At 53.7% G+C, this 19,042-nt stretch carries 20 protein-coding genes and 4 pseudogenes; 11 read left to right on the top strand and 13 right to left on the bottom strand.

Translation table 11 applies throughout. The features are described 5' to 3' along the window. The 3 genes from AK2_RS17195 to AK2_RS13135 all read left to right on the top strand — a co-directional run. The coding region (locus AK2_RS17195) for a hypothetical protein (RefSeq protein WP_217994705.1) at positions 1-426 on the top strand (426 nt) is incomplete at its 5' end. Next, complete coding sequence (locus tag AK2_RS13140; RefSeq protein WP_169794795.1) at positions 386-1,354, top strand: transposase; 969 nt, start codon at positions 386-388, stop codon at positions 1,352-1,354. The genes AK2_RS17195 and AK2_RS13140, both read left to right, overlap by 41 nt. 122 nt (positions 1,355-1,476) lie before the next feature. After that, the gene (locus tag AK2_RS13135) at positions 1,477-2,004 is read left to right on the top strand and encodes a type 1 glutamine amidotransferase domain-containing protein (RefSeq protein WP_067935194.1); all 528 of its coding nucleotides are present in this window, start codon (positions 1,477-1,479) and stop codon (positions 2,002-2,004) included. 365 nt (positions 2,005-2,369) lie between these two features. On the opposite strand, the gene AK2_RS13130 is transcribed toward AK2_RS13135, so the two are convergent. Both AK2_RS13130 and AK2_RS17675 read right to left on the bottom strand, forming a co-directional pair. Further along, positions 2,370-2,696, bottom strand: coding sequence for a hypothetical protein (locus tag AK2_RS13130; RefSeq protein ID WP_067935191.1), 327 nt, complete (start codon positions 2,694-2,696; stop codon positions 2,370-2,372). Positions 2,697-2,985: 289 nt separating this feature from the next. Next, a complete protein-coding gene (locus AK2_RS17675; RefSeq protein ID WP_281180665.1) occupies positions 2,986-3,111 on the bottom strand; it encodes a hypothetical protein in 126 nt (41 codons plus the stop codon). A 228-nt stretch (positions 3,112-3,339) separates the two neighbouring features. On the opposite strand from AK2_RS17675, the gene AK2_RS17530 reads away from it, so the two are divergent. The 4 genes and pseudogenes from AK2_RS17530 to AK2_RS13110 all read left to right on the top strand — a co-directional run bounded on the left by AK2_RS17530 (position 3,340) and on the right by AK2_RS13110 (position 6,372). Further along, entirely contained in the window at positions 3,340-3,924 is a 585-nt protein-coding gene (locus tag AK2_RS17530) for a DUF6431 domain-containing protein (RefSeq protein ID WP_306302879.1), read from the top strand. Between the two features lie 56 nt (positions 3,925-3,980). Further along, a pseudogene (locus AK2_RS17930) lies at positions 3,981-5,319 on the top strand (DDE-type integrase/transposase/recombinase). Further along, positions 5,312-6,112 (top strand): ExeA family protein, encoded by an 801-nt coding sequence (locus AK2_RS13115; RefSeq protein WP_067935187.1) that lies wholly within the window; start codon positions 5,312-5,314, stop codon positions 6,110-6,112. The pseudogene AK2_RS17930 and the gene AK2_RS13115 overlap by 8 nt, the downstream one beginning before the upstream one ends. Then, on the top strand, positions 6,109-6,372 hold the full coding sequence (locus AK2_RS13110; RefSeq protein WP_067935183.1) for a DUF5348 domain-containing protein: 264 nt from the start codon (positions 6,109-6,111) through the stop codon (positions 6,370-6,372). Before AK2_RS13115 ends, AK2_RS13110 begins: the two co-directional genes overlap by 4 nt. A gap of 91 nt (positions 6,373-6,463) precedes the next feature. On the opposite strand, the gene AK2_RS13105 is transcribed toward AK2_RS13110, so the two are convergent. Continuing rightward, on the bottom strand, positions 6,464-7,048 hold the full coding sequence (locus tag AK2_RS13105; RefSeq protein ID WP_067935180.1) for a metal-dependent hydrolase: 585 nt from the start codon (positions 7,046-7,048) through the stop codon (positions 6,464-6,466). A gap of 197 nt (positions 7,049-7,245) precedes the next feature. Here AK2_RS13105 and AK2_RS13100 point away from each other — a divergent pair, with 197 nt between their 5' ends. Both AK2_RS13100 and AK2_RS13095 read left to right on the top strand, forming a co-directional pair. Then, entirely contained in the window at positions 7,246-7,575 is a 330-nt protein-coding gene (locus AK2_RS13100) for a type 1 periplasmic-binding domain-containing protein (RefSeq protein WP_157076342.1), read from the top strand. Between the two features lie 12 nt (positions 7,576-7,587). Beyond that, entirely contained in the window at positions 7,588-8,082 is a 495-nt protein-coding gene (locus tag AK2_RS13095; RefSeq protein ID WP_083521191.1) for a substrate-binding domain-containing protein, read from the top strand. Positions 8,083-8,334: 252 nt separating this feature from the next. Here AK2_RS13095 and prpB read toward each other — a convergent pair whose 3' ends face one another. From prpB to AK2_RS13050, 9 genes and pseudogenes are all read right to left on the bottom strand, one after another. Then, positions 8,335-9,255, bottom strand: coding sequence for a methylisocitrate lyase (gene prpB, locus AK2_RS13090; RefSeq protein ID WP_067935173.1), 921 nt, complete (start codon positions 9,253-9,255; stop codon positions 8,335-8,337). A gap of 130 nt (positions 9,256-9,385) precedes the next feature. Beyond that, entirely contained in the window at positions 9,386-9,943 is a 558-nt protein-coding gene (locus tag AK2_RS13085; RefSeq protein WP_067935171.1) for an HD domain-containing protein, read from the bottom strand. Between the two features lie 52 nt (positions 9,944-9,995). Then, positions 9,996-11,282 (bottom strand): MFS transporter, encoded by a 1,287-nt coding sequence (locus tag AK2_RS13080; protein WP_083521190.1) that lies wholly within the window; start codon positions 11,280-11,282, stop codon positions 9,996-9,998. A gap of 133 nt (positions 11,283-11,415) precedes the next feature. Further along, a complete protein-coding gene (locus AK2_RS13075) occupies positions 11,416-12,105 on the bottom strand; it encodes a GntR family transcriptional regulator (RefSeq protein WP_281180666.1) in 690 nt (229 codons plus the stop codon). Between the two features lie 492 nt (positions 12,106-12,597). Then, on the bottom strand, positions 12,598-13,419 hold the full coding sequence (locus tag AK2_RS13070) for an ExeA family protein (RefSeq protein ID WP_067935167.1): 822 nt from the start codon (positions 13,417-13,419) through the stop codon (positions 12,598-12,600). After that, positions 13,416-14,791 (bottom strand): annotated as a pseudogene (locus AK2_RS13065) (transposase). The gene AK2_RS13070 and the pseudogene AK2_RS13065 overlap by 4 nt, the downstream one beginning before the upstream one ends. An 86-nt stretch (positions 14,792-14,877) precedes the next feature. Next, positions 14,878-15,486 (bottom strand): DUF6431 domain-containing protein, encoded by a 609-nt coding sequence (locus AK2_RS17515; RefSeq protein ID WP_245632907.1) that lies wholly within the window; start codon positions 15,484-15,486, stop codon positions 14,878-14,880. Between the two features lie 511 nt (positions 15,487-15,997). Continuing rightward, complete coding sequence (locus AK2_RS13055; RefSeq protein ID WP_067935156.1) at positions 15,998-16,459, bottom strand: DUF1648 domain-containing protein; 462 nt, start codon at positions 16,457-16,459, stop codon at positions 15,998-16,000. Between the two features lie 213 nt (positions 16,460-16,672). Continuing rightward, a pseudogene (locus AK2_RS13050) lies at positions 16,673-17,185 on the bottom strand (DUF4277 domain-containing protein); the annotation flags it as partial. A 178-nt stretch (positions 17,186-17,363) separates the two neighbouring features. On the opposite strand from AK2_RS13050, the gene AK2_RS13045 reads away from it, so the two are divergent. Next, on the top strand, positions 17,364-18,137 hold the full coding sequence (locus AK2_RS13045; RefSeq protein WP_169794794.1) for an IS3 family transposase: 774 nt from the start codon (positions 17,364-17,366) through the stop codon (positions 18,135-18,137). A 125-nt stretch (positions 18,138-18,262) separates the two neighbouring features. Here AK2_RS13045 and AK2_RS17845 read toward each other — a convergent pair whose 3' ends face one another. Beyond that, the gene (locus AK2_RS17845; protein WP_067935152.1) at positions 18,263-18,598 is read right to left on the bottom strand and encodes an IS110 family transposase; all 336 of its coding nucleotides are present in this window, start codon (positions 18,596-18,598) and stop codon (positions 18,263-18,265) included. 337 nt (positions 18,599-18,935) lie between these two features. On the opposite strand from AK2_RS17845, the pseudogene AK2_RS17840 reads away from it, so the two are divergent. Beyond that, positions 18,936-19,040, top strand: a pseudogene (locus AK2_RS17840) (hypothetical protein); the annotation flags it as partial. Positions 19,041-19,042: the final 2 nt, after the last annotated feature.

Here is a 19,042-nt window from a genome sequence, read left to right as displayed (position 1 = left end):
GTCGCCACCTGGGTTCTGGCGTTCCTCTACGTCGTTGGACTCATCAACCGCTGTCCCTCCGTCAATGCACTGGCCACGTTCTTCAACACAGACGGCCTGTTACAACGCATGCTGGGCCTCGAAAGAGTGACCCAATCCGCCCTCAGCCGGTTCCTGACGGGATTTTCTCAATGGGACATGTTCAATCAAAAGCGCACTGCTCGTCTTCAGGAAGACCCGGATACGGCTCTGGCAGACGGAGACGTGCTTGCGCTCGACGATACGCATGCCCCACACCCATACGCCAAGGGGATCCCGTTTCTCTACTGGCTCTACGACAGTTCAAACAAAGTTTACACATGGGCGATGAACATCGTGGCGCTGCACGCCGTCCGGAGCAATGGGATTGAATACCCATGGTCCGTACGCCATCTGGACGAAACCTGAAAACGACACCGACAAGAAGCAGTCGAAGCTGGACCTGGCATGGAGGATGCTCTTGGCTGTCCGAAAACAGGTGACATGCCGCTTGTGGGTCGTCATGGACCGCTGGTACTTCAGCAAACCATTCCTGGCCCGGTGTGAATCGGAGAACTTTGACTGGGTCACAAAGGCCAAACGGAACACGCAGCTATTCCGCCGAATGATTGAGCCCGGCACCAGACGTGAACGCTTTGTCCCAATGCGTCCAAAGGACCTCATTCGAGAGGTCTATCCGCTGCTCATAGCGCAAGGCAATGTGGACGTCGCCTCCGTCGTCTGCGAAAACATCTACATGAAGATGCCGAAGGTCTCCGTGAATCGACGGGGCGAGCCGTGTACGAAAATGAAATACACACCGGTCGCCGCAGTAGTCGGCAAACGAATGAAGCCGGAAGACAACAAAGCCACCACGCAACCAACAGAACTGGTGAACTCGAATGAACCCGTGGAGACTGAAGAGCTGGCTGCAGAGTATAGAGGGGCCTACCTACTCATAAGTAACCGTCACGATGCGCCATCTGAAGTGATGGGGGCGTGGCTGAAGCGCTGGCGAATTGAAATCTTGTTCCGTACGGCAAAACAAGAACTCGGGATGCTCAATTGTCATTCGCCCAACCAAAACCACATACACGCTCATATGACGCTGCTATTCACGGCCGAAACGCTCGTTCGGTACCTCGTCTGGGAGCAACGAAAAACAGCGGACGAGGAAGATTGCACCCACGGCCAAGTGATCCGCAATCTGCTCTGCATCCGCTGTCATACCCGTCAAGCCGCTCGAACAGACGAGCCAGACTTGATCGTGATCGATCTTGACACAGCGGCAAGACATTGCGCAACCCTCATCGACAAATTTTGGCCAACACGATTGGAACTGGGGTGGGTGGTTTGACCCTGACAAGACCCAGTTATTGAGAGCAACTGCATAGCGCCTGTCTTTGGGTTGGAGAATCCATAAACGGGTACTGTAAAGTACGGGCACCCAATCATCATGTTAAAAGGAGTTAAACAGATATGAAGAAAGTTGCTTTCCTGCTGGCCAACGAATTCGAGGATTCGGAGATGCAAAAACCGTACGAAGCCATCAAAGGAGCGGGCCACGAAACGGTCATTGTCGGGCTGAAAAAAGGTGAACAGCTGACAGGCAAGAACAAACAGGCAACGTATGTAACCGATGCTTCCATCGACGAAGTAAAGGCGGATCAGTTTGACGCAGTCGTCGTTCCGGGCGGATCGTCACCGGAAAACCTACGTCTTAATAAGCAAATACAGCAGTTCGTCAAGGACATGGATAGTCAGGGCAAACTGATCTCGGCCATCTGCCATGGGCCTCAAATTCTGATTAGCGCAGGTCTTGCCAAAAGCAAGACGTTGACGTGTTTCCCTCCTTTGAAAGATGACCTTATCAACGCGGGCGCCAACTACGTCGATCAAGAAGTGGTCGTCGACGGCAACTACGTTTCGTCGCGGATGCCAGCCGACGAACCGGCGTTCATCCGGGAAACACTGAACAAACTAGGAACGCCCGTCGCTCAATCTTAATATTAATACGAACATGATAAAAAAGGGGATGTCTCAAAAGTGCCAAGCACACTGAGGGGGCATCCCCTTGTTTATGAGAATCTGTGTTTATAACGACGACGTGGCACGGGCACTCCCGGAGGTGTGTGAACACTCTGGTCCGCGATGCATTCTGCAGCAAGGAGCCTGCCGACTTGCGACTGTTTATAGCCCGGCACGCTCCGTTGCTTCGATTCACTACGGGGAATCCTTGATGGATACATTATTGCATCTCTTTTGGAATAGAAGGGACCGACAAGTAAGAAAATATATTCTTTTTGTGATATCTATTAAAAAAGATTATTTTGGTTAATCAGTTAAATGGGGCGGCATCACTGTTTATAGTTTTACCACAAAAATGCCAAGGCAAGGATCCAAGAAAATGCGAGCCACCACCACAACCAGCCGGCCCACCAGGCAGCATAACCGGGATAACCCCAAGCGACGACGCTGTAAGCACGCCATTGGGCGAGCGCAAGGTCGAGTTTCTTCTCGTCGTCGTTTTCGACCATTTGAGCATCGCTGACCAGACCCACGGGTGCATACTGACGGGGAACCCGGATTAAGACCGCACGGTTGTTCACATCAGTCACGATGCCACGATGAATTCCCCACGGGGTTCTGAATTGAACCCATTTCCCCAGATTGTTGACGCAATCCAGTCGACTGCACACGGTCACCCCTCCATTCTAAACACATGTGGCTCTACCTCACTAAGTCAAAGTGAGATGATACAATCGGTTGCGAACTTAACAGACGGGAGTTGTAGTGCAGATGGTTGTCACTGCCGAGTACCCCGGTACCAACAAGAAGAACAACACGAAGATAATCAGGAATACAACCGCCCAACGGGTATAGGCACCAAAGCATCCGCCATCATACATTTAAGATTCCTCCTACCGGGTTTCGTGTAGACATTTCCATGGCATCATACAAGGATTGACTACCCTAAGCTTGCGTCCATTAACACACTGGGCCTGCTGCAGTTGCGGCTGGAGCTGCATATCCAGGAATAAGCAAGAAGAACAGCACGAAGATAATCAAAAACACAACCGCCCAACGAGTAAACCCGCCAAACACTCCATACATCGTTCCACCTCCTCTCCAACAAGTCATGTACACTTTGAACATATGCGTCATAATTTGTCCGACAAAAAGGACATATAGCTTAGACAATTTGCCTCTTTCTCAGAAGGCCAAATAACATTTTTACTGTTTCAGCCACAATGAAGTGGCCGAAAGCTGACGGTATTGCCTGTCCGAAAATTGCTGAGTAAAATGGCCATATCCTAGGAAAGGAAAGACGCCCCTATTTACGTGGTGCTGGGCAAACAGCATCACAAGGGGCGTCCCATCACTCGAATATGGTCAGTATATCAAATTTTAAGCTTGTTGAAAGCCATACCACCGGTGTTTTTTGTCCAGAGTGCGGAGAATGTCCCTTGCCCTTGTTGCCAAGGTAAGCTTCGCGTCATCGGGAGTCGGAAAAGGACCTGGGTTCAGAGCTCCGGCGACAAGGTAAAACTCATCATCCGCCGACTGCGCTGCCGGGATTGTAACAAGATCCACCACGAACTGCCAAACTTTCTGGTTCCCTACCGCCGCCACGAGGCACAAGTCATTGAGGATGCTGTCACAGATAAGGCGACGCCTGCCTGCGTTGAGGAATCCACGCTGCGGCGCTGGTGCCAGTGGTTTGAGGACTTTGCCCCATATGCCGCCGGCTGCCTGGAGTCCATCGCTGAGCGCTTCCAGTGGACTGTGGAGAGTTCGTCCGCTCATCCGCAAACCGCACTCCATCGAATCGGACGGGTCGTGGGGCCTCATCCCGGTTGGCTGGCGCGTGCTGTCCGACCGCTTGCAAATCTGCATTTGTGGAGACATACCCGTTCGGCGTGTTGATCCGCGTCTGGTGGAAGTACGTTCATGCTGACCCTACCAAAATGGAGGTGGTTGGCATGAAAGATTCGAGGAAGGCGGAGGGAAATCGCCGCAAATCGGGTGCAGATGCTGTCTCGGTTGCTTGCAGACGGCCTGGATGCAGGCCGTGCGCGGCAGATCCGGGCCGAGATCTGCGCACAAACGGGTCTCTCCGAACGAACCATTCGTCGGTACCTGGCCCAGTACCGGAAGGAAGGATTCGAGGGCCTCAAGCCGAGACCCAAGGTGTATCCAAGACCAGAGGTCATCCCGGAGTCGCTCCTGGAACAGGCCATCTTGCTGCGACGGGAGGTTCCCACGCGCAGCATCTCCCAGATCATTCAGATCCTTGAGTGGGAGGGACATGCAAAGCCGGGCCAGATTAAGCGCAGCACCCTGCAGGAGAAGTTGGCGGAGCGTAGGTACAGCTCCCGTCAGATGCGGATGTATGCCGCAACCGGTGCGGCTGCCCGCCGGTTTCAGCGCCGGCATCGAAACGAATTATGGCATCTGCCCATCGGACCTGGCGGTGCAAGGAAACAGGTCTACCTCGTCGTGTTCCTGGACGACACCACGCGGTACGTACTTCATGCCGAGTTTTACCCCACCCTCGACCAGGCCATCGTGGAAGATGGTTTTCGCCAAGCCATCCAGAAATACGGCGCCCCGGATTCGGTGTACTTCGACAACGGAAAACAATATCGAACCCGTTGGATGGTCAGGACCTGTTCCAAGCTTGGGATACGGCTCCTCTACACCAAGCCGTACGCTGCCGAAAGTAAGGGCAAGGTGGAGAAATTCAATCGGACGGTCGATTCATTTCTCAGCGAGATTGTCCTGGACAAGCCACAGACCCTTGAGCAGCTGAATCAAAAATTCAACGTATGGCTGTCGGAATGTTACTAGAACAAACCGCACGCCGCGCTCTCCACAGACAATCAGTCCATAAGCCCAGAAACGGCGTACCGTAGTGACCACAAGGCGCTGCGATTTGTTGAACCGGAGGTCCTCGCAAATGCGTTCCTGCATGCCGAGACACGTAAAGTGGACAAGTCCGGATGCATCAGCTTCATGGACCGGAAGTATGAGGTAGGCTTGTCGTTCATCGGTTGCACAGTGGACGTCATTTACGACCCGGCAGACATCAGCGAGGTGACCATCGAGTACGAGGGATATGAACCGTGGAAAGCTCGCCCCATGGTCATCGGGGAGCGGGCTGGCAAACGCCCCAAGTTGCCGGAACACTTGGGGTCCCAACCAGCAGACGCGTCCAGGCTGCTGGGCGCTGCGCAGAAACAGCATGAGCAACGTCAACACAGACAGGCACGGGCCATCTCCTACACCTGTGCGTGGAACGAGGTGAAGGGAGATGTTTGAGCCATTCTACGGGTTTAGGCACACCCCGTTTGCCAGAAACATTCCGGCCGGCGAGCTCTACACATCGCTATCGTTGGAGGATACGCTTGGGCGGCTTTTCTACGCGGCACAGCGGCAACTGTTCTGTGTTGTCACCGGAAACTGCGGAACGGGAAAGACCACGACCATTCGCCGTTTTGCGGAGACACTGGATAGCGCCAAGTACCAAGTCCTCTACCTGTCCGACTCGAGACTCACGCCTCGCCACTTCTACAAAGGATTGTTGGAACAGCTCGGGTGTGAGTCCAAGTTCTACCGCGGAGACGCAAAGCGACAGTTGCATCGCGAGATAGAACTCATGCGCGGCATTCACCACGTGCAGCCCGTTTGCGTCGTAGACGAAGCTCATCTGCTGGATCGCGAGATGTTAGAGGAGGTGCGCTTCCTGCTCAACTTCCGCATGGACGCACAAAGCCCCATGGCGCTCATCCTGGTCGGGCAGAGCGAACTCTGGGAGCGTCTAAACCTCCAGGCGTACGCCGCCATCCGCCAACGAATCGACATACAATGCAAGCTCCCGTACTACGACCGGGCAGAGGTCGGCGAGTACATCCGACGTCACCTGGCTTATGCCGGGGCCGAGCACGAGATTTTCTCGGACAAGGCCATCGGCGAGATTTATCGATTCTCCAGTGGTGCAGCACGCATGATCAACAAGGTGTGCACGCACTGCCTCATGTACGGTGCCCAGACGAAGCACCGGATCATTGATGATCACATCGTGAATCTGGTCATACAGGGGGAGTTGTCATGACAAGTCGAATTGCAAAGCGCGGCACCCTTCGTTACGACAGACAGTTCGACCGATTCTGGGTGCAATGTGGGGACGGCTCCAAGTCTTTGCACTGTGGAGAAGTGATTGGTTTGCGAATTGGCAGGCAGTTTGTGTGGGGGCAACCGGAGATGGACATGTCGGGCAGTTGGTGCATCATCTTTCCCGGGTCGACGGATGGCCAATCAACGGTACTCACGTTAAGAACAGCGGGGACCCACGACGCCAAGGTCTATCTGTAAAAACTGCAGCTGCAACAGGGCAACTCACCCGAGTTGCCCCGTTTGCCTACTCTGGTCACCGAATCCGTCAGTTTCCGGACATCAAACACCGTCAACTTATGGCCATTATACGTTGGCTGTAACAGCCGTGCACCTGACCGAGAGTATCCAACACAGTGAATGCTCCAGCAACCAACAAGGCCGTGCCTAGTAAGCTGTGCGTGAACGTCCGGTGTTCGGTGAACATCGCGTCCAAGATCCAAACCGTAAGCAGAATCGCCCCATGTACCGCGAGAAACAGCAGTCCTGCACCTGTAATGCCAAGGCCAATCCTGCGTGCGATATTGCTGTTCGCGCCCAGGGCGAAGCTCACCACTATGGCCAGCGCCCACAATGCCCAGTGTGTCTGCCAATGCATGAGGAAAAGGAGCGCGGCCATGAGTACGAACGCCACGACCTGCCCCACCCGCTCCACTTTGCGCGCGGCGAGCGAATTTCGCTGGTCGAGGTCGGGGAGCAAACTCCCGACAACGGCTGTGACGACGAGCAATGCTTGGACAACAAGCGCACCGGAGGCCGCTTGCCATTCACGGCCCTGTGCGAAATTGCGTAAGGCGTCCCAAGGCGCATGCACAATGAATGGTGCGACTGCAACGGAAGCAACGGCCCCGATGGCCATGTGAGTTCTGCCGAGCATAACAGCACCCCTTTCGTCTGCTACCAACTACGATAGCAGGCGGAGCAGGGACAGTTAGCGCAAATTTGATGCAACTTTCTAGAACCAATTCTGCATTGACCCCACGTTTCGCGCACCTCTGTACCCACCCGGATGATTGACGTGCTGACCACGTACGTCAACGACTCTATCTTCCTGCTATCATCCGCGGCATCGAGTTGGAGCTGAGCGAGGCCGGCTATTCGGTGCTGTTGTTCAGTACATCCAACGACTTCTCCCGGAAGCGGGACGCCCTGCGGCGCATCTTGGAGACGCACGTGGACGGGTTGATTGTTGAACCGACGAAAAGCGCCCTGGCCACCCCGACTCTCGACTTGTATCTGCAGATTGTCGAGCGCAACATCTCGATGGTCATGCTCCACGCCTCGTATCTCGAACTGTGCACGCGGACCATTCGCATTGACGATGTAGGGGCTGCGCAGACCATTACCCAGCACCTGATGGAATTGGGGCACACCCGCATCGGCGGGCTGTTCAAATTCGGATGACGTCCAGGGCAAATTCCGCATGCGCGACTTCTTGAAGGCGCTGAAGGCGCAGGGCGTCCTGCCCGCCTCCCGCTTTATCGCGATGTACGAGACGGAGACGCGGCGCGAAGTCATCCCCAGAGCTTTGCTCAGCGCACTGCGTCGGCAGCGTCTGACGTACGGCCGGAGGCAGTGCTGTGCTACAATGATGAGGTCGCGTTTGAGCTGCTTGCGGCTCTAGGCGAGCGCGGCATTTGGGTGCCCGAAGATTTATCTATTGCCGGTTTCGATGATGCCCCCATAGCCAACATGGGGGAGGTACCGCTCACAACCATGACGCATCCGAAAACAGAGATGGGGGTCGTTGCTGCCGATTTGGTAGACGCCCTACAGAATGTAGGTTCGCTTGGCACGGGCAGCGACGGACGTGACCATGTCTTGAATTCCGAGCTGATTATTCGCAGGTCGACGAAGATCGCTGAGGATACTGAGGCAGTTTCAAGCGTCACTCCCAACCACGCAAACTGACTGAAGGTTTGGAGGTTATTCCAGGGAAGCGCCGGAAATTGACTCCAGGATTCAAGCGTCTGGTCGTTGAGCAGGCTATGGCCAAACCCCATCCACATTCCCTGGTCTGTCGCCGATGCCACTTGCCCAAAAAAAGAGGAACCACGCACATCTTTCAGATGTGCGTGGTCTCCCGTCTGCTGCGGTGTGAATCACAAAACAAAGGTTGACGCGGCCACAGTGCCATCGTAAATTCCGTGCGCGGTTTATGCTTCATCCATTTTCCTTGCCCAACTGAGGAAGTACGGTTCTCGCGATCTTTCCGTCCAGTGATTCAAACGCGTAGTACTGAATTGTTTCGTACAACTCTTCCCGCGTTTGCATGCTGGGCAAGCTGTCTTTCTGCGTCCCTTTCTCCATAATCTCCGTAAACACTCTTTCATAGGCTTTTGCAGCTACCCGTAGGGAGGTCACTGGGTAAATGACCATGCGGTATCCCCAGTCCTCGAATTGCTGTGCCGTAAAATAGGGTGTCTTCCCAAACTCCGTCATATTCGCCAGCAAGGGGACGTGGACTTCGTCGGCCACGTGCCGAAACTCGGCTTCACTCGTAAGCGCCTCAGGGAAAATGGCATCTGCGCCGGCGTCCACATAGGCACGAGCACGATTAATGCAAGCCTCGAGGCCTTCGACAGCCTTCGCATCCGTCCGCGCAACCACGGCCAATGTCGGGCTGACCTCTTTGATAACCTTGATTTTTTGCACCATTTCTTCGGTGGATACCAGGTCCTTCCCGTTAAGGTGCCCACATTTCTTAGGCAACGCCTGATCTTCGATTTGAACTGCCGCCACCCGGGCCTCTGTCATTTCGCGAGCGGCTCGAGCAACATTCAGAACGCCCCCATAGCCGGTGTCAATATCCACTAGGAGTGGGAGGTTGGTAGCTCGTATAATTTCCCTGGCCTTGGCCGCCACCTCGGAGGAGTGGATGATGCCGAGATCGGGCAGCCCCTGACTTGCCGTAAAGGCTGCTCCGGACAGGTACAAGGCTTGGAAACCAACGTTGCGGGCGATCAACCCTGCCATTCCGTCATGGACACCAGGTATTTTGAGAATCGACGTCCCGTTCATCAGAAATTTAAATTGCTCGGAAAGCTGGATCTGACTCACTTCTTGGTCCACTATCCACGTCACGCTGGAGCACCCCTAACTCGTCCGCAAAATTTCCAGAAAATACAGTATATACCATTAATGCGACTGTCAGTCGTTCGTTGGCCATCGATGTACCGCGCCAAGCATTGAGTGCATGACAGCACGACGGTGTTCACCGATAAATCATACTCGTCTTCTTCCAACGGTCAACGCCCAAGGCCGCTGTATCAATCTGGTCCACGTAAAACAGAATCCGTGCAATTAAACTTGGCGGAAACTGGGCACTGTCCGGCGTGTGGGTGAATATAGCCTGTACGACCGTATGCGGCAGCCCATATTGCAAAGCGAGATGTGCTGCATAGAACGCATGTTGGAACATGCTTCCCATTTCGGTGAACTCGTATCCGCCGTCCTCCGTCTTCCGGTATTCCACCAACTTGCTCGCGTCCTGCAAGAGCGCTGCGGCGATTAAGTCATCGCGATCGATCTTCACACCATGGATCTCTTCCAACACTTCCGCCACTCGAACCGCCATGTGGACCACTGCACGATTATGCGGAATGTGCGGGTACGTCGTACTCGGTACGACCGGCAGTTGATTGATATCAGTAAACGAACTTTCTTGCCACAATCGCTCCCAAATCAAGCAGACCTTTTTGCGGGTCTCAAGATCCGAAATCCAATTCACTTCCGGTAAAATATTCTCGATGTTCAACGGTTCTTTGTTCATGCAAGTGCTCCTTCGCAGTCATGGTCCTTCTCTAACTTGGCCTGTGTCATGTTTATTGTTTCAGATCGTCCAGGTCTCTGACAAGGGGTTGTCCCTGTGTGTCCCGGACAATGAATATGCAGATGAGCAACAGCACCGCCGACCCGATGGGAATCAACATAGCTGACATATATCCCATTCTGCTCACCAGAAGCCCCTGAATCCAGGGCACGAAACCTGCCACACCCCGGCCGAAGTTATACACGAATCCCTGTCCAGTCGCTCGGGCCGTGGTGGGAAACAATTCGGCAAACATAGCGCCAAAGGCAGAGATGTAGCCTGTGCCAAAAAATCCAACGACCGGAGCAAAGAGATAGGACAACCATTCGGCTCGCACCCAGCCGACAAAGATCCCAAGGAAGACCATCATGGCAATCAAATACAGCAACAGGGCTTTCTTTCGGCCTATACGGTCCGCAATCCAGCCGAAACAAATGTAACCTAGAAATGACCCTGCGTTGAACACCATGAGCCAACTCATTCCATGTACAAATCCAAGGCCTGCACCGCCTTTAGATTGCGGCGATTCCAGAAAGGCCGGAAGCCAAGAGTTGATTCCCCAATAGACGAATTGGTTAAACGTCGCGATGGCCATGGTAATGAGGGTAGTGGGCAACAGCACCGGGGACCATAACTGGAAGAAAGAGAAGGTCTTGTCCCGTTTAGATGCGCGTTGCGCCTTTCGCGTTTCTTCCCATACCTTGGACTCCGGCAGCCCAAACCGAATGTACAGGACAAACAGCGCAGGAATGGCCCCTGCCAAGAATACGGACCGAAATCCAAATGTGGGCAACAACAACAAGGTAACCAAGCTACCGACAAAGAAACCGATGGCCCAACCGCTTTGTGTTAATGCGCTGGCAACGGTTCTTTTATGAGCCGGCCATACCTCGGTTACCATCATCATGCTCGCTGTGTATTCACCAGAGAACCCAAATCCCACGAGTGCGCGTGAAACCATCAACTGACCGTAATTCTGTGCGACAGCAGACATTAAACTGAAGAAGGCGAACAGCAAGATGCTGATAATCATCACATTTCGTTTGCCCCAATAGTCCGAAAGGATGCCGAAGAACACGCCTCCCACCGCGGATGCAACCAGCGTCACTGTGCTAATCAATCCAGCCGCAGCCGGGGAAAGTTGAAATGCTACCATCACTGACGTAAGGACTAGGGAATAGATGATGGTTGCGTAACTATCTAGGCTGAAGCCTGCCCAGGCGGCGGCTAGCGTCCTTTTTTGTACAGGTGTCAATCTGTCATCCGTTTCTGTAGGCGTCTGTGTTGCAAAGGCACTCATCGTTGTACTCCTTTCTCCGCTTCGGTATGTGATCAGTAGACTGGTCGTGCGGACGATAATTGGAGGATCGAGGAAACGCTTTCACACACTACCCAAATCCGTGATTTCCCTTGCGTCACTAGTGCTTCTATGCTCATTTGGAACGAAGCACGGACTTGTACTTGAACATGTCTCCTCTGTACGAAGATTCGCCAACGAATATGCAACCGTGATGGTCCACCATCAGTTCGATGCGTCGGTAGAGAATCGGTGAACCGATCGGTACGGTTAACAACTCTGCGGTTTTCTCATCCGCTAGAGTAGCCTCAATCTCAATGGTTCCTTCTGAGAACTTCAGATTGAATTTCCGGAGGAAGATCTCCGAAAACGAATATCGAACCAGCTCCTCGTCGGATATTTTGTCCCCGAACTCCTTAAGCATGTAACGGTTGTCGACCACAACCGGAACTCCCTTGGACAACCTCCTTCTCTTCACCTGAATGACTTCCGACTCAGGTGTGAGTCCCAGCCGGCTGCAGTACTTGTCCGGACACGGAACCACTTGCTTGACCAACAGCTCCACACTGAAGTCCTGCTCCAAATACCAGCCTCGAAAAAATGTGTCCAGCCGCTCAATGTCAGTCTCCATCTTTTTCTTTTTAACAATGAACGTGCCCTTTCCCTGAATGCGTTCCAGAATCCCTTCGTCCACCAACACTTGAACGGCTTGGCGGATCGTCATGCGGGAGACACCGAACATGGCAATCAATTCGTCATCCGTGTAGAACTTTGTACGTCCTTCGACAAACTGTTGATCGGCCATTTGTTTCAGATGCTCCGCAATCTGAGCGTATACAGGCAGGGGAGAATCTCGGTCAATAAACTCTCTCAGCTGTCATCCCTCCCGTGACGTTACAGGTCTCATACACCGAATTGACGTGCAGAGGGGCCATCATCCGGCGAATTCCTAATATCATCTAGACGTATAGATAATATATGGGCATGATGTGAGCGCTGTCAAGTGCAGTGGCTCCAAGCCAAGAATATCACGACGGTATTTCCTATACTCCACGTTGACATTAGAACCAGCGAGGGTATTGCCGTTCCAGAACCGTAGATCCATTGCGACTGTGAAAGGCCAAGGGACTCTAGAACAGCATTTAAAAGTCCATATGAAGGATTAAATATCCATAGCCAAAGCATGATGCTTGCTGTAGCCACTCACGCTGTTTGGCGGTGAATTTCTCACCGCCATTGGCGTGAGAGTTGTACCGACATTCCGCCATCTTGGTGGTCGTTGGTCCGTCAGTCACTTCAGGTGTGTAGGAGCGGCCGGTTATCCAGCCGCCCCCCGTTGCCACTGCTGGTCCGCCAACACTCGCTGGATGTAGGCGTCCTCCACCACATCACTGTTCTTGGCCGCTGCATCGTACAGGACTTGCAAGCAGATTTGATGGACCACCCGTGGAATTCCTCGGCTTGCTCCATAAATCAGGTGCAAAGCGCTGTCCGTAAACAACGGCGCTGCCTTTCCGGTCAGCCGAATCTGGTGACGCACATAGTCTGCTGTCTCTTCCCTGGTCATTCCGGTCAGGTGGTACACCATCTCAATCCGTTGCGAAATGGCCTCGTATTTCTTCAGCCGCAGTTTCCGCCGTAACTCCGGTTGCCCAACCAAAATCAGCGGGAACGGGGACACGGTGTCCATCCTCTGGTTACGAACAAATCTCAACTCCTGCAACATCTCATCGGAGATATCCTGCGCCTCATCCATCACCACCACCCACCGTCTCTCGTCAGTAAGCCCGCCAGCCTGGACTCGTTCATTCCAGAGCTTCCTCGCCCGGTTGACGGAATAAGGACTCGCCTCCCCAAGATAGGAGAGAAGTTCTCCATAAAACTCCCTTGGTCGCAGGCCGGGTATACAAATGTAGATGGGAAGCCATTTCATCTCATCCAACCCGCCAATCAGTCGCCGGATGAGGGTGGATTTCCCACTGCCCACTTCACCGGTCAGTAAACCCAGTGCGTTTTGTTCAAGCACCCATTCCATACGAGCCAAGGCTTCCCGGTGTGCGGCTGTCTCGTAAAACTCATGCCCTTCCACGTCCCGTCGAAATGGTAGCTTTTCTAATCCCCACTTCTCCTGTGGCGTCATGAGTGCTCACCACGCTTTACATCCGAAAATCGCAGGGGGGATCCCTGAGCCGCCTGCCTGCGCCGGTTATCCGCTGCCTCGAAGAAGGAGACGTGGTCCGTACTTTCCTTGTCGCTTTTCACCGTCGAGGTAACCCGCGGTCATAACGTCGGGTCAAATCCACCGGCTTGGCGTCAGGCCATCTTTTACCCTCGCTCCAGACCTGGATCACCGTAAGATCGAACGGGTCATAGCGCAGCATCACTTTCCGCCTGGCCAGTTCAGGGTCCACCTCATAGGTGTTGCCCATCAGGGAGACACAGTTCGCCTTGTCGGCGGTACGCTCCTCCTCCCACAGGAAAATGTCTGTCAGTTCCGCTTCTGAAACCCGCTTGGGTGTACGGTTGCTCGCCGCTGCCCGTTCCTTGGGAGACTGTCCCGTGCTGCCATGTTTTCGCAGGTGGTAATACCCCTCGACCCAGGCCCAAAATGCGTCATTCAACTCGCCAAGCGTCCGGATATGCCCTGCCTCGACTTGTTCGTAGGCTTCGGGGATGAAGCTCGTGTCGAGAAACCGGAACAGGCGTTCTACTTTGCCCCGCCCAGCAGGGCGGTAGGGTTTGCTGTGCGAAAGGTGAATCCCAAGCTTTCCACAGATGCGCCGCAGGTGCTGGGATGAGAAAACCGCACCGTTGTCCACGTACAGTTGTTCGGGGATGCCATACCGCAGGATCGCTTTTTTCAAACTGTCTTCCAGGCGGGGCAACTGCTCGTCCCAATAAAACTGCCCGTGGACAATGAGTCTCGAGTAATCGTCCAGGATGGCGAATAGAACGGTCTTTTTCTTGCGCTGTGGATGATTCGGATCAGGGAGATACAGCGCATGCTTAAAATCTGCCTGCCACAGCACATGGACATCTTCTGCCTCAAAGCGCCGGTATCCCCGGTCGTCGGAGCGCAGCAGATCCTTGCGGCTTGCTCCAGCACGGAGTAAATGGCGAGCCAGGGTGCTCTGCGCCACCGTGCCCGGCGCCACAACCCCACTCTCCTCCAGCAAGAGAATGATCTGCTCCACACTGCGCTCGGGCCGCTCCCTGCGCAACGCCACGGCCTTTTGAATCACCTCGTCCGGCAGCCGGTGGCGGCCTTTATCGCTGCGGGTCTTGGGAAGCAAGGCGTCATACCCGCCCTTTCTGTACGCCGCAATCCACCGCTCCAAGGTCCGCACGCTGAGCGTCGTTCTTGTGGTGCCTGGGATCACATAGGACTGCTTCACCGCATGTTCGAGATACGCACGCAGTTCCCCTGGGGACAGCGGTGTCTGCCGGCTCACAATGGGAGCAATCGCCCCATATCGAAACGCCGCAATCTCCTCCGCACGCTTCCGGTCCATTCCACCATCTCCCTTCCAGAATGGGTACAACCCCATTCTCAGCCGAGAGGGCGAGAAGGCTCCATAGACATAAATTGTGGGATGGTTTAGACCATATAGGCTGCACACGACTGGCGAAGACGATACAAGCCATGGAAGAGTCGAACGTTCACTTTCTTTGGCACCAGCTGCATCCAAACCTTCTGCCAGTATTGCAGACGGCGGGTGGGCCGCTCCTGACCCCTCGGCATATGAAGAGCGGGATCGAGCGAAATCACGTATTCCCAGAACTGGCTCTCCAACTCGTTCATGTACGCCCGCCAACGCCTGAACCACCGCCACACTGTACGGGTACAAATCGGCCCGACCGGAGCGGGGACCGCCCTGCCCGCCTCCTCCATGGAGTGCTGTGTATCCACATTTGTGCACACCTGCTCCTGGACGTCCCAGACAAACCGCTCGTACCGTCCCACGAAACTAGGCAACACACTGCAGGTTCGCTTACACTCCGGATTCGCACAGCGGAACCGGAACACCAGGATACGCCACGACCGTTCCTTTGCCCACACGTTGCGCTTATAACTGCCGTGGCGATGCAAGACAGAATGTCCGCAATGACCACATCTCGGCGGGCGAAGCCGGTCCAGATCCGGATCCTCACAAAATTGCAGGTAGGACTCGACGTCGGGAAAGGGGATGGTATAAGATTGAGACATAACTCAGTTAGGGCACGGTGAGAACCGTGACCCAGCAGAAGAGAGACCGAGGCCGGCAAACCTTGAAGGTCTCTCTTCTTCTTTTATGCCCCCTGTCGATGATTGTCGGTACGATATGAATCGTCATACGACAATCAACGGGAAAACCCTCCGTCAACGAATGCAACAAAAAACCGCTCGTCTTCCGCCAAACAGCGTGAGCGGTTACACAAAAGGAGAGAGAGCGAGTGAAAGGTTAGATTTTTGAATGAGTGATTCACATCCCGTTCGGTAAGATTTATTCGTGAGTTGACACGGAGAGTCGGTACATCATTGCTCCTGGGGTGGCTTCACGAAAAGAGATAACGCCGTAAGCGAAGCGGCCCTTGCGCGGGTGAACACACCGCACCTGTGACCATGTCTAAGACAATTCTCCTGAATTTAGGGCAACATTTTCAGCGAAGGCTGATATCCACTTTTAGTAAACAAGGGAGGCTCATATCTTACGTTTATTCACCCAACCAAACGCGTTTTAATCCTGTCTCTTAGATCTTGAGATCATTGCTACCAAAAAGACGATCAATACCAATAAAGAAATTACCACAACAAGAATTAGATATATACTTCCAAGCCCATGTTGCTTTCCCAATGCGGTTCTCACGATACCCAGTTGCAACGCGAATAAAAAGGCGGATGACTCCAGAGCCATGATCGCCATAAGAAGTCTAGCGTAGCTGTATAGACGAATGGCATTGTGGGGAGTCACCGCCACTGGATAGTTCATCAACCAAGGAAACCTACGAAATACGATGAACAAAGCGTACAAGAGCAGGCTGATGATGGGCAACGGTATGACATTTCCCTTGCCGCCCCACTGATTTGGCTGTCCAGATACACTGAAGTGCATGGGAATTGTATTAGGAAGAAGCATCCATACATAACATGTATAAATGATATTTACAAGAACTATCGTCGCGCCAGCCGTGATGAACACGTAGTCCCACCAACGATTAGGTGGCACGATGTGAGGACGGGTAGAAGACACTTTATATACCTCCCTCAATGATTTTTTATTTTCTCCCGCATTCTCGCTCGTTCGTAGTTTTTCGCATTGGACAAAGAAGACTACCTTGCATTAGACCCTTATAGTGGCAATCTTCCGACATGGGTTGTGCAGCTCCAATAGGGGGTAGCCCTTTTTTTTAAAAATTTGGTCGCACAGCGGATCTCCACAAGTACCTTGCCCAAAGACGATCTGCTTCAGGTCCGGCCGATGGTCCTTCGAAAACCCCCGGTCAATGCGAAACTCCGTCTGGTCCAGATACTCGCCCGTGACCGAGAGCGAGGGGGTATCCGCATGAATGGGGATGAGGTCATCGGCATCGTCCATCACCCGCAGTTTCCGCAGGGTCTGCAAAGCCATGGTGGTATACAGCCGTTCCGGCCCAGCCTCGTAGAGAGCATCCAACGCACGCGCCAAGGCATCATCGTTGAGATCCTCGGCGGAAACGCCTTCGCCCAGCAGCACCTCTGTATCGTGCTGGGCATAGAACTCCTCTACACGGTACAGAGCCTCCCGGTTGGTCCCCACGTTTATGAGCAACGCCTTGGTGCGTAAGCCGACCGACAGTTTGCAGTCCGATCGGGACACTCCCTGGTCAATGATGTCGACCCACCCCAGCCAATCGATGAGACGAGCGAGTACAGGCGCGGGTCCCATGACAAACGTACGAATGCCGCCGAGCAACTGGAAATCCTCCCGTCCGAAGATGCAACGAGCTACTGGATTCCACACCGGCCGGCGAAATTCCTGTCAAAAATCGTGCGCGCTCGAAAAACGGGCGCGAAGGCCGCATACCACTTCGGGTGGACGCCCCATTCCTGGGTATTCACGGACTGTGGATGGTCGCAAGGTCAGTGATGAACAGATCAAGGAATGGATTATGGAATCCATTGCCGGTGACGGTTACGCATATGGGTACCGCAAGCTGACCCATATGCTCCGACAGGACCATACACTCGTGGTGAACGAGAAAAAGGTGTACCGCCTGTGTAAGGAACTGGATGTCCTGCGGCCACAACGGAAACTTCGCCAAAAAACCCCGAGGAAGTTGGCACAGAACCGCACCATCACAGGACCGAACCAGCTTTGGGAGGTGGATGTGAAGTACGGATACATCACGGGAGAGGATCGCTTCTTCTTTGTGCTGTCGTACATCGACGTGTATGACAGGCAGATTGTGGGATATCATATCGGTCTCACCTGCGAAGCCAGACATGCCGTTGAAGCTTTTCGGACAGCACTGTGGAAGCGTCGGATTCTTCAGCGTAATTTACCATTGCCCGTTATCCGTTCAGACAATGGCCCCCAGTTTGTGAGTCATGTGTTTGAATCGGAGTGTGAGCGATGGAATGTCCTACACGAGCGTATACCGCCCAAGACACCGAATATGAACGCATACATTGAGTCGTACCACAGGCTTCTCGAAGATGAGTGCTTGTCCATGTACGAGTTCGAGACCTACGCCGAGGCATATCAGGCGGTCGTGGAATTCGTGAGCCGGTACAACAACCGCCGATTGCATTCCGGCTTGCACTACCTGTCGCCGGCCGAGTTCTACCGCCGCCATCTCGAGACTGGGCTCCAGCCCAGACGTCCTGTAAGGGTGTGACGCACGTTGGTGCGTATCCAGGGCCTTTGCCCCTCACTACCCAAGGCCAGAGGGAGGAGGGGCGGTCAAGGGGAACCGGAGGTTCAGCGACAGCGGCCCTTGACGGACCGACGACTGATGGCAATTTATGGACCAGAGCAAAGGCCCGAAGAAAAACTGCGAAAGAGCTCAATATCGGGAGTATGTGTCCAATCTGCGGGTGTTAATCCGATCCAATAGTGACCCGTTGGTTCGACGCCAAACACGACGTTGTCGCAACTATGGTCCACCATGAGTGACTGAATCCACGTGAGAAGCCTTCCAAAACCGTGTCTTGTGTTGTCAAAAGTCAGTGGCTTCCCAAGTTCCACGCCCCGCACATCACTAGCACGAGCCACGTGGACCTTTTTAGCAATGTCAGCTCCGACAACCAAGGTTGAATCCGTGATCCTGCGAATCTTGCTGTTCTGCGTTATACTCATGTTGTCTTTACCTCCTGATAAGTGATGTGTTCTGTGCAAACCCAACACTATCAGGAGTTTTTCATTGTCTCAAACCCGATTTTGCTTTATTACAGGAATGCTCTCTCTTAAAAGGCCATCCCATCTGTCTTGACAAACTCGGGTTCAATACGATTCGAATGATCTTCGGCTTGAGCAGCTCTCGGAAATGGTCTATATCAGTCCCTTTCATTTGTCTTACGTTCAAGAGAGAGACAGGAATAAGTCCTATGCAGTTTTTGCGTGCCTATAGAATTGAGGTGGCGAAACGCCGCCTTCTCACGACACAGGACACAATTGGAGAAATACGGTCGGGTATCAAAGCGAGACGCATTTTGAGAACTCGTTCCGTCGTTACGTGGGCATCTCACCGGGCCGTTTTCGAAAGATTGGCATGCAGGATACCGGTCATCCTCGCGGCTGAAC

Source organism: Alicyclobacillus kakegawensis NBRC 103104 (assembly GCF_001552655.1).
Lineage (GTDB): Bacteria > Bacillota > Bacilli > Alicyclobacillales > Alicyclobacillaceae > Alicyclobacillus_G > Alicyclobacillus_G kakegawensis.
This window is presented reverse-complemented; position numbering and strand designations above follow the sequence as displayed.

Coding starts and splice junctions, on each gene's coding strand:
- AK2_RS17675 (WP_281180665.1), bottom strand. CDS start 3,111: ATGTATGGAGTGTTTGGCGGGTTTACTCGTTGGGCGGTTGTGTTTTTG.
- AK2_RS13135 (WP_067935194.1), top strand. CDS start 1,477: ATGAAGAAAGTTGCTTTCCTGCTGGCCAACGAATTCGAGGATTCGGAG.
- AK2_RS17845 (WP_067935152.1), bottom strand. CDS start 18,598: ATGAGTATAACGCAGAACAGCAAGATTCGCAGGATCACGGATTCAACC.
- AK2_RS13070 (WP_067935167.1), bottom strand. CDS start 13,419: ATGACGCCACAGGAGAAGTGGGGATTAGAAAAGCTACCATTTCGACGG.
- AK2_RS13105 (WP_067935180.1), bottom strand. CDS start 7,048: ATGCTCGGCAGAACTCACATGGCCATCGGGGCCGTTGCTTCCGTTGCA.
- AK2_RS13080 (WP_083521190.1), bottom strand. CDS start 11,282: ATGAGTGCCTTTGCAACACAGACGCCTACAGAAACGGATGACAGATTG.
- AK2_RS13115 (WP_067935187.1), top strand. CDS start 5,312: ATGTTTGAGCCATTCTACGGGTTTAGGCACACCCCGTTTGCCAGAAAC.
- AK2_RS13085 (WP_067935171.1), bottom strand. CDS start 9,943: ATGAACAAAGAACCGTTGAACATCGAGAATATTTTACCGGAAGTGAAT.
- AK2_RS13110 (WP_067935183.1), top strand. CDS start 6,109: ATGACAAGTCGAATTGCAAAGCGCGGCACCCTTCGTTACGACAGACAG.
- AK2_RS17515 (WP_245632907.1), bottom strand. CDS start 15,486: ATGTCTCAATCTTATACCATCCCCTTTCCCGACGTCGAGTCCTACCTG.